The organism is Pinirhizobacter sp. (assembly GCF_035317885.1).
Taxonomy (GTDB): domain Bacteria; phylum Pseudomonadota; class Gammaproteobacteria; order Xanthomonadales; family Rhodanobacteraceae; genus Pinirhizobacter.
The window spans coordinates 1-8,851 of sequence record NZ_DATHFX010000332.1; the positions used below are offsets into that span (position 1 = coordinate 1).

Annotated in this window: 9 protein-coding genes and 1 pseudogene; 4 read left to right on the top strand and 6 right to left on the bottom strand. The window is 65.5% G+C overall.

Annotated elements, in window-relative coordinates; translation table 11 throughout:
* Nucleotides 1-255: 255 nt before the first annotated feature.
* Complete coding sequence (locus VK519_RS10760; RefSeq protein ID WP_324349702.1) at nt 256-1,128, bottom strand: tryptophan 2,3-dioxygenase; 873 nt, start codon at nt 1,126-1,128, stop codon at nt 256-258.
* A gap of 242 nt (nt 1,129-1,370) precedes the next feature.
* On the opposite strand from VK519_RS10760, the gene pdhA reads away from it, so the two are divergent.
* The 3 genes from pdhA to VK519_RS10775 are packed head-to-tail and all read left to right on the top strand — an operon-like array spanning nt 1,371 to nt 4,853.
* Nucleotides 1,371-2,456 (top strand): pyruvate dehydrogenase (acetyl-transferring) E1 component subunit alpha, encoded by a 1,086-nt coding sequence (gene pdhA / locus VK519_RS10765; protein ID WP_324349703.1) that lies wholly within the window; start codon nt 1,371-1,373, stop codon nt 2,454-2,456.
* Nucleotides 2,457-2,467: 11 nt separating this feature from the next.
* Nucleotides 2,468-3,448 carry an alpha-ketoacid dehydrogenase subunit beta gene (locus tag VK519_RS10770; protein ID WP_324349705.1) on the top strand — a complete coding sequence of 327 codons (981 nt, stop codon included), beginning with the start codon at nt 2,468-2,470 and terminating at the stop codon, nt 3,446-3,448.
* Between the two features lie 22 nt (nt 3,449-3,470).
* Nucleotides 3,471-4,853, top strand: coding sequence for a dihydrolipoamide acetyltransferase family protein (locus VK519_RS10775; protein ID WP_324349707.1), 1,383 nt, complete (start codon nt 3,471-3,473; stop codon nt 4,851-4,853).
* Here VK519_RS10775 and VK519_RS10780 read toward each other — a convergent pair.
* Nucleotides 4,850-5,233: a VOC family protein gene (locus VK519_RS10780; RefSeq protein ID WP_324349709.1), complete on the bottom strand. Its 384-nt coding sequence runs from the start codon at nt 5,231-5,233 to the stop codon at nt 4,850-4,852. The two genes, VK519_RS10775 and VK519_RS10780, sit on opposite strands and share 4 nt — an antisense overlap.
* 89 nt (nt 5,234-5,322) lie before the next feature.
* Here VK519_RS10780 and VK519_RS10785 point away from each other — a divergent pair, with 89 nt between their 5' ends.
* Nucleotides 5,323-5,784 (top strand): YehS family protein, encoded by a 462-nt coding sequence (locus VK519_RS10785; RefSeq protein WP_324349711.1) that lies wholly within the window; start codon nt 5,323-5,325, stop codon nt 5,782-5,784.
* Between the two features lie 26 nt (nt 5,785-5,810).
* Here VK519_RS10785 and VK519_RS10790 read toward each other — a convergent pair whose 3' ends face one another.
* From VK519_RS10790 to VK519_RS10805, 4 genes and pseudogenes are all read right to left on the bottom strand, one after another.
* Entirely contained in the window at nt 5,811-6,152 is a 342-nt protein-coding gene (locus VK519_RS10790) for a hypothetical protein (RefSeq protein WP_324349713.1), read from the bottom strand.
* 4 nt (nt 6,153-6,156) lie between these two features.
* Complete coding sequence (locus tag VK519_RS10795; RefSeq protein WP_324349714.1) at nt 6,157-7,515, bottom strand: tryptophan--tRNA ligase; 1,359 nt, start codon at nt 7,513-7,515, stop codon at nt 6,157-6,159.
* Nucleotides 7,516-7,649: 134 nt separating this feature from the next.
* Complete coding sequence (gene rocF / locus VK519_RS10800) at nt 7,650-8,561, bottom strand: arginase (RefSeq protein ID WP_324349716.1); 912 nt, start codon at nt 8,559-8,561, stop codon at nt 7,650-7,652.
* Nucleotides 8,562-8,667: 106 nt separating this feature from the next.
* A pseudogene (locus VK519_RS10805) lies at nt 8,668-8,851 on the bottom strand (SPOR domain-containing protein); the annotation flags it as partial.

Genomic DNA, 8,851 nt, shown 5'->3' on the forward strand with positions numbered 1-8,851 from the left:
AGGCCCAGCGAATGCCGTAGAACGCAAAGCGCTCCCAGAATTCGGTCATGAAGAGCATCCACAACGGTCGCGGGTGGCCCAGCGTGGTGGGAAATTCCGGCGGCGAAGCGCTTTCCGTGGCTGCCTGGGTCATGAGTGATCCCCTGTCCGTTTTATGAGTCCGGGCACACCTTCACCCGCGCGGCTGGGTTCCGTCAACGAGCGGCGCAACATCTTGCGGCGCGGCCGACCCAACCGCTCCCAACCGCGCGGCGGTCAGCTTCCCAACAAGGTACGCACTTCCAGCAATTCCGGAAAGAAGGTCTGTTCCAGCGCCCGCCGCAGGAAGGCCACGCCGGAGGACCCGCCCGTACCCGGTTTGTAGCCGATGATCCGTTCCACCGTCTTCATGTGCCGGAAGCGCCAAAGCTGGAAGTTTTCCTCGATATCCACCAGCTGCTCGCACAGGTGGTATTCGGGCCAGTGGTCGTGGGGGGCATCGTAGATGCGCTTCAACGCCGGCAGCAGCGCCTCGCTGCGCGGATACGGCAGGGTGAAGTCGCGGTCGAGCAGTTCCGCAGGCACCGCATGGCCGCGCCGGGCCAGGAAACGCAGGAACTCATCGTAAAGGCTCGGCGCCTCGTACACCTGGCGCAGTGCCTCGAAGTCCGGGGGGTTGCGCGCGAACACTTTGAGCATATCGCCGTGCTTGTTGCCCAGCATGAATTCCACCACGCGGTACTGTAACGACTGGAAACCCGACGACGGGCCCAGGATCTCGCGGAACTCGTGGTATTCGGCCGGCGTCATCGTGGCCAGCACCGCCCACTGCTCGTACAGCTGTCGCTGCACCTGTTTCACGCGGGCGAGGATCTTCAAGGTCGAGTCGACATCGTCCATGCGCAGGCAGGCGATCGCCGCCCGCAACTCGTGGATCATCAACTTCAACCAGAGCTCCGAGGTCTGGTGCTGCACGATGAACAACATCTCATCGTGGTGCGGCGGCACGCTCCGCGGCTGTTGCGCGGAAAGCAGCAAGGGCAATTGCAGGTAGTCGCCGTAGGTCATCCGGCCATCAAGATCGGTGGCGATGCCCGGTTCCAGGCGATCGGTCGGGGCGGGGCCGGCGGGGGACGGTTTGGAGGTCATGGATGGAATATAACGGGTCACCCCGCTTCCTCTCGACGCTTCTGAACGTCCTGATGAAAAACAAGGGCTTGGCGTCGAGTTGAACGCAACTGATGCTGCGGTGTCCCTTGAACGGTCATAATTGCCCTGATATCAAGGGCGGTCCCCCACGGAACCGGCCTTCCGAAGGCGGATGTGCGCAAGGCCCCACTGGATGGGTTGGCGCCTCCTTCAAAAAAAATATTCCCCATCCGGAGCGAGTCGTGTCCATCGCCGCCAAGTTCGAAATCGAATACCTGCAATACCTGGACAAGGACGGCAAGGAAGTCCGCAAGGATCTCCCCGCCTTTGCCAGGGATCTCGACCAGATGGTCGAGCTCTACAAACTGATGGTCTCCACCCGCGTGTTCGACGCGAAGTCCGTCGCCCTGCAGCGCACCGGCAAGCTGGGCACCTATGCCTCCTGCCTTGGCCATGAAGCCGCCCACGTGGGTATCGGCTCGGCCATGAAGCGCGAAGATTCGCTGGCGGTGAGCTATCGCGAATACGGCGCCCAGCTTTATCGCGGCGTGCAGCCGCGCGAGGTGTACATGTACTGGGGCGGCGACGAGCGCGGCAACGACTTTGCCAAGGCGCCCAAGCACGACTTCGCCTGGTGCGTGCCCATCGGTACCCAGTGCCTGCATGCGGCCGGTTCCGCCCTGGCCTTCAAGATCCGCGGTGAAAAGCGCGTGGCCGTGTGCACCATCGGTGACGGCGGTTCGTCCAAGGGTGACTTCTACGGCGCCATCAACGTGGCCGGCGCGCAGAACCTGCCGTTCGTGGCGGTGATCGTGAACAACCAGTGGGCCATTTCGGTGCCGCGCAAGATTCAGTCCGGCGCGGAAACCCTGGCGCAGAAAGCCATCGCCGCGGGCCTGCCGACCATCCAGGTCGACGGCAACGACATCATCGCCGTGCGCAAGGCCATGGAAGATGCCATGGACCGCGCCCGCAACGGCGAGGGCGCCAGCGTCATCGAGGCGGTCACCTACCGCCTGGGCGACCACACCACCGCCGACGATGCCCGCCGCTACCGCGGCGAGGACGAGGTGAAGGAAGCCTGGACCAAGGACCCCGTGCCCCGCCTGCGCAAGTGGCTGGAAGCCAAGGGCGCCTGGGACGAAGCGAAAGAGAAAGCGTGGCTCGCCGAATGCGACGACTGGATGGACAAAGAAGTGGACGCCTACCTGCAGACCAAGACGCAGCCGGTGGAAGCGATGTTCGACTATCTCTACGCCGAACTCCCCGCCGACCTCGTCGCCCAGCGCCAGCAGGCCATCGACCTCGACCGCAAGTCGCACGGATAAGAAGAACATTCATGGCACAGATCACCCTTATCGAAGCGGTAACCCAGGCGCTTGCCTACGAGATGGCCCACGATGATTCCGTCGTGGTGCTGGGCGAGGACGTGGGCGTCAACGGCGGCGTGTTCCGCGCCACCCAGGGCCTGCAGGAAAAATTCGGCGAACTGCGCGTGATCGACACGCCGCTGGATGAAACCACCATCGCCGGCCTCACCGTGGGCCTGGCAGTCCAGGGCATGAAACCCGTGGCCGAGGCGCAGTTCGAAGGCTTCATCTACCCGATGATGGAGCAGATCGCCTGCCACGCCGCCCGCCTGCGCCACCGCACCCGCGGCCGCATGACGGTGCCTGCGGTGTGGCGCGCCCCCTGGGGCGGCGGCATCCGCGCACCGGAACACCATTCGGAAGCCAACGAGCACCTCTTCACCAACATCCCGGGCCTGCGCGTCGTGCTGCCCTCGTCGCCGGCACGCGCCTACGGCCTGCTGCTGGCCGCGATCCGCGATCCGGATCCGGTGATGTTCTTCGAACCCAAGCGCATCTACCGCCAGTACAAGGAAGAGGTGCCCGACGACGGCGAGGCGCTGCCGCTGGACGTGTGCTTCGTGCTGCGCGACGGCACCGACGTCACCCTGGTCACCTGGGGCGCCCAGGTGAAGGAAGCCCTGGAAGCCGCCGACGCACTGGCCGAAGAGGGCATCAGCGCCGAAGTGATCGACGTGGCAACGCTCACCCCGCTGGACTTCGACACCATCGCCGAATCGGTCACCAAGACCGGCCGCTGCGTGATCGTCCACGAGGCCCCGCGTACCGCCGGCTTCGGTGCCGAGATCGCCGCGCGGCTGATGGAGGAATGCTTCTACGACCTCCTTGCCCCCGTGCAGCGCGTCACCGGCTACGACACCCACATCCCGCTGTTCCGCCTGGAAATGAAATACTTGCCCAGTGTCGAACGCATCGTCGACGCGGCCAAGCGCACGCTCGCCGTCAGCTAAAGCATCCAACGAGACCGACCCCATGGCCGATATCAAAACGTTCTACCTTCCCGACCTCGGCGAAGGCCTGCCCGACGCCACCGTCGTGGAATGGCACGTCAAGGAAGGCGACACCGTCAAGCTCGACGCACCGCTGGTGTCGATGGAAACCGCCAAAGCCGTGGTGGACGTTCCCTCGCCGTTCTCCGGCAAGGTGACCAAACTGCATGGCGCCGCTGGCGACATCATCGAGACCGGCGCGGCCCTGGCCGACGTCGAGATCGACCCGAACGCCAAGCAGCGCGCCGATGCCGAAGCCACCGGCCACCACCATGGCCCGAAGAAGGGCGTCGGCAGCCCGGCACCCGACAACGCCAGCAAGGTCGTCGCTTCCGACGACGGCGGCGAGATCGAATCCAACGGCAAGCCCGAGCGCGAGGACGAAGGCACCGTGGTCGGTGCCATGGTCAGCGGCAACGCCGTGCATACCGAACAGGTGTCCAGCGTCGGCGGCGCCAAGGCGGTTCCCGCCGTGCGCGCATTGGCGAAGAAGCTGAAGATCGACCTCAGCCGCGTACGTCCGACCGGCGCCGAAGGCGTGGTCACCATGAAGGATGTGAAGGACGCCGCCGCCAATGGCTCGGCCGCCCTGGGCGCCGCACCGGCCCGTTCGGCCGCTGCCCGCCACCTGGCACCGGAACTGCCCGAGCCGACCGCCGCGCCGCAGCGCAGCGCCGTGTCGCTGGCCGGCAAGCCCGTGCGTACCGGTCCGCCATCGCAAGCCGTGATGGGGCAACCCGAGCAGCTGAAGGGCGTGCGCCGCAACATGGCGCGCGTGATGGCCGACGCCCATGCCCAGGTGGTGCCCACCACGATCGTGGACGACGCAGACCTGCACGCCTGGATCGGCAAGCAGGACATTACCGCCCGCCTGGTGCGCGCGATCGTCACCGCCTGCAAGGCGGTACCGGCACTCAACGCCTGGTTCGACGGCAAGAACCTCACGCGCACCCTGCACCCGCAGGTGGATATCGGCATCGCGGTGGACACCGACGACGGCCTGTTCGTCCCTGCCCTGCGCAACGCCGACATGCTCGACGCCGCGGGTGTGCGTGGTGCGATCAAGCGTCTGCGTACCCAGGTGGAAGACCGCACGATCCCGGCATCGGAACTCTCCGGCTACACCATCAGCCTGTCGAACTTCGGCATGTTCGCCGGCCGTTACGCCAGCCCCGTCGTGGTGCCGCCCACGGTGGCCATCGTCGGCGCCGGCAAGCTCAGCCATGACGTAGTCGCCGTGATGGGCGGCATCGAAGTACATCGCCGCATGCCGTTGTCGCTTACCTTCGACCACCGCGCAGCCACCGGCGGCGAGGCAGCGAGGTTCCTCAAGGCCATGATGGACGACCTGGCCGCACCGCACTAATCCCAGGTATTCAAGTGCGGCCCGAATGATTCGCGCTGCCTGCTGACCACGCAGAAACGGTGGCCGCTGGGGGCCTGCATCACCCACCAGCGGTCACGCACCTTGGCCACGCGGCTGGCGCCGAGTTTCTCCAGCCGCGCGGCCTCGGCCTCCAGGTCGTCGGTCTCGATATCCAGGTGCACCCGCGGCTCGTGGTCCACGCGCTGCAGCAGGACTTTCAATTCATCAGCCGAGGTAGCGAGTTCGGCGTACTTGCCGTCCCCGTCCTCGTCGAAGCTGACGACCGGCTTGCCCAGCGCGCCGCTCCAGAACAGCGTATCGGCCTTGATGTCCTGGTGCTTGCAGTCGATGACAAGGGCACACAATCGGCTATGGTGCATGGTGTCGCGCTCCGTTGGGCGAGAACGCCGTTCTAGCGTGACTGGCGTGAAAAACGGAAAAAAGCGACCTCGCCCGCTAGACTACGCCGATGCTCAACAACGACATCCTGCGCAGCGTGCGCTACATGCTGGATCTGGCCGACAGCCACCTGGTGCAGATCGCGGCACTGGGCGGCCTCGACCTCACCGCCGAGCAGGTCCACGGCATGCTCGAAAAAGACGACGCGCCGGGGTTCGTACCCTGCAACGACCGCATCATGGCCCACGTGCTCGATGGCCTGATCGTGTTCCGTCGCGGGCGTGACGAATCGCAGCCGCCGCGGCCGGTGGAAAAACGGATCACCAACAACCTGGTGCTGAAGAAGCTGCGAGTCGCCTTTGAACTGAAGGACCAGGACATCGTCGATATCCTCGCTTCGGCGGATTTCGCCGTGTCGAAAACCGAACTTAATGCGCTGTTCCGGCAGCCGGGCCATACCAACTACCGCCCCTGCGGTGACCAGTTGCTACGGCTGTTCCTGAAGGGGCTTACGCAACGCGTGCGGGGTTAGCCGCCGCCAGTTGGGGGTCAGAGTGATTACTCTGACCCCGACCCCGACCCCGTCCTGCGCCAGAGCATCCAGCGGAACCACAGCGCCAGCGCCAGCACGGCCATGAACGAAAAATATCCGTACAGTGCCGGCATGACCTGCTTCCAGATCGATCCGCTCTCGGGACCAAACACGCCCACCTGCCTGACCTGGACGGCATCGAACGCCATCAGCGAAAGCGCCACCGCGACCACCGCGGCAAGCACGATGGCCATGGCGTCGAACACGCGGCGCGCCGCAGGGCGTGGCAGCGACTTCGGGTACGCCCAATAAGCCCAGGCCAGTACCAGCAGCCACGGCGCAAGCAGCAGGATGGCAAGGAATCGCATGGCGTTACGCCGCGGCCAGGGTGTCGAGTGCGGCGCGCAAGGCTTGCATGGCCGCGTCGCGCGACGTGTCGTCGGCGTACGCGGGGCTGACCGCCACCGGCTCGCCATCCACCACCAGGCGGTACGCAAGGCCTTCGGCATCCAGTTGCGCCTGCCCGCCGCCAAGCGACTGCAATCGCTGGCGCAGGGCACCGGCCTGCTTTGGATCGGCAAACTTCCGCGATAGCAGCAGTTCGTCGCCTTCGGCGCCGAAAAGCCGGAAGCGGAATGCGCCGTCGTCTTCGCGAAAACTGGCGAAACGCGGCATCTTGTCCGATTTGGCCGCCGTCGCCTTGCTTGCCGGCGCAGCCACGGTATTCATGCGGCGCAGGCCCACCGCATCGCGCAATTGCGCCACCAGGGGCGCCGCGATCGACCGCGCCTTCAGGGCGCCCTCGACCAGGATGTCCTCGATGTCGCCGGGCCGGGCGATCAATTGATCGTAGCGTTCGCGCATCGGCGCCACGTCGTCCTCGATGCGTTCGAAGAGGATCTCCTTCGCTTCCCCCCAGCCCATGCCGTCTTCCAGCGCCTTGCCGAACACCTGGGTCTCGGCGCGGCTGGCGAAGGCCTGGTAGAGGGTGAATAGCGCGGAGTCGTCCAGGGATTTCGCCTCGCCCGGCGCACGCGAATCGGTGACGATGCGCATGATCGTCTCGCGCAGCCGCTTGGGGCCGCCCTCGAACAGCGGGATGGTGTTGTCGTAGCTCTTGGACATCTTGCGTCCGTCCAGCCCCGGCAAGGTGGCCACCTGCTCCTCGATCAGCGCTTCGGGCAACGTGAAGAACGTACCGCCGTACAGATGATTGAAGCGCTGCGCGATGTCGCGCGCCATCTCGATATGCTGGATCTGGTCGCGTCCCACCGGCACCTTGTTGGCGTTGAACGCCAGGATGTCGGCGGCCATCAGCACCGGGTACATATACAACCCGGCCGTGATGCCGGCATCGCTATCCTCGCCTTCGGCGACATTGCGATCCACCGCCGCCTTGTAGGCATGGGCACGGTTGAGCAGTCCCTTCGACGTGACGCACGTCAAGAGCCACGTGAGTTCCGGGATCTCGGGAATATCCGACTGCCGGTAGAAGGTGACCCGCGCCGGATCCAGCCCACAGGCCAGCCACGTGGCTGCGATCTCCAGCCGTGAACGCTCGATGCGCGCGGGCTGGTCGCTCTTGATCAGGGCGTGGTAGTCGGCCATGAAGTAGAACGCATCGACGCCGGCATCATGGCTGGCGGCGATGGCGGGGCGGATCGCACCGACGTAGTTGCCAAGGTGCGGCGTGCCCGTGGTGGTGATACCGGTAAGGACGCGGGTCTGCATAAGACTCAAGGTGTGGGGAACCACCTGAGTTTAGCCCTCCCGCTGGCGGGCGCGAAGCCCGCGGGGCGTGGCGCGCCGTCGCAGCAGGCGGGGTTGGGGGTCAGAGTGAATACTCTGACCCCGCTGGAACACGGCTAGCGCATCAGCGTGGACTTGCCGAACAGCGACTCGACCAGGTCCACGGCAAGCTTGGCCGTCTGGTTGCGCTTGTCGAAGGCCGGATTCAATTCCACGATGTCCAGCGACGCCACGCGCCCGGTGTCGGCGATCATCTCCATCACCAGCTGGGCCTCCCGGTAGTTCGGGCCGCCGCGCACCGTGGTGCCCACGCCCGGCGCAATGGCAGGGTCGAGGAAATCGACGTCGAAGCTCACGTGCAGATGGGTGTCCTGGTCGATGTCCGACAGCGCTTCTTCCATCGATGCCTTGATGCCGATCTCGTCGATGTAGCGCATGTCGTAGATATCGATGCCCGCCTCATGCACGAACTTCTTCTCGCCCTCGTCGACCGAGCGGATGCCGATCTGACGGAAGACATCGGGTAAGGTCGCCGGCTTCGTGCCGCCAAGTGTGGTCAGTTCATCCGGGCCATGCCCGCACAGGCAGGCCACTGGCATCCCGTGGATATTCCCCGAGGGCGTAATCTGGCTGGTGTTGAAGTCGGCGTGGGCATCGAGCCACAACACGCGCAGTTTCTTGCCCGCTTCGCGTGCATGGCGCGCGGCGGCAGTGATCGAGCCGATCGCCAGGCAATGGTCGCCGCCGAGCACGATCGGCACGTTGCCATCATGCAGTTCACGGTACACCGCCTCGTAAACCGCGCGATTCCAGGCCACCACTTCGGGCAGGTGGCGATAGCCATCCACCGGGGGCTGCCAGGGATTGAGGGGACCTGCCAGGTTGCCACGGTCGACGACGGTGAGGCCGCGGCGGGCAAGCCGGGCGGCAAGATTGGCTACGCGAAGGGCTTCCGGGCCCATCGAAGCACCGCGATGGCCGGCGCCGATATCGGTCGGCGCGCCGATCAAAACCACTGACTTGTTCATAGAATCTCAGTCTACCCAGGCCGCCGTGACACACGTCGGCAGCAGGGCCTTGGGGAGTCGAAGGATACTACGGGCGGGGTCAAGGCCATGCGCGGAAGGCGTCCGGTTACTGGAAGCAGCCCGTCGACCGCGCCTGGATCTTCGGCGCGCGCGCGCGGGCTTGCCAGTTCACTTTCGCATCGTCGCCCACCACCACGTCGAGCCAATACGAAGGCGTGGTTTCCACCCGCTCGGCCATGCGGGCCGGGAAGCCCAGGGCCACCACTTCGTCGCGGCGCTTGCGGGCGTTC

Bases quoted from the DNA above. Each gene is read 5' to 3' on its own strand.
- VK519_RS10790 (WP_324349713.1), bottom strand. From the start codon at position 6,152: ATGCGATTCCTTGCCATCCTGCTGCTTGCGCCGTGGCTGCTGGTACTG.
- VK519_RS10770 (WP_324349705.1), top strand. From the start codon at position 2,468: ATGGCACAGATCACCCTTATCGAAGCGGTAACCCAGGCGCTTGCCTAC.
- VK519_RS10780 (WP_324349709.1), bottom strand. From the start codon at position 5,233: ATGCACCATAGCCGATTGTGTGCCCTTGTCATCGACTGCAAGCACCAG.
- rocF (WP_324349716.1), bottom strand. From the start codon at position 8,561: ATGAACAAGTCAGTGGTTTTGATCGGCGCGCCGACCGATATCGGCGCC.
- VK519_RS10785 (WP_324349711.1), top strand. From the start codon at position 5,323: ATGCTCAACAACGACATCCTGCGCAGCGTGCGCTACATGCTGGATCTG.
- VK519_RS10775 (WP_324349707.1), top strand. From the start codon at position 3,471: ATGGCCGATATCAAAACGTTCTACCTTCCCGACCTCGGCGAAGGCCTG.
- VK519_RS10760 (WP_324349702.1), bottom strand. From the start codon at position 1,128: ATGACCTCCAAACCGTCCCCCGCCGGCCCCGCCCCGACCGATCGCCTG.
- VK519_RS10795 (WP_324349714.1), bottom strand. From the start codon at position 7,515: ATGCAGACCCGCGTCCTTACCGGTATCACCACCACGGGCACGCCGCAC.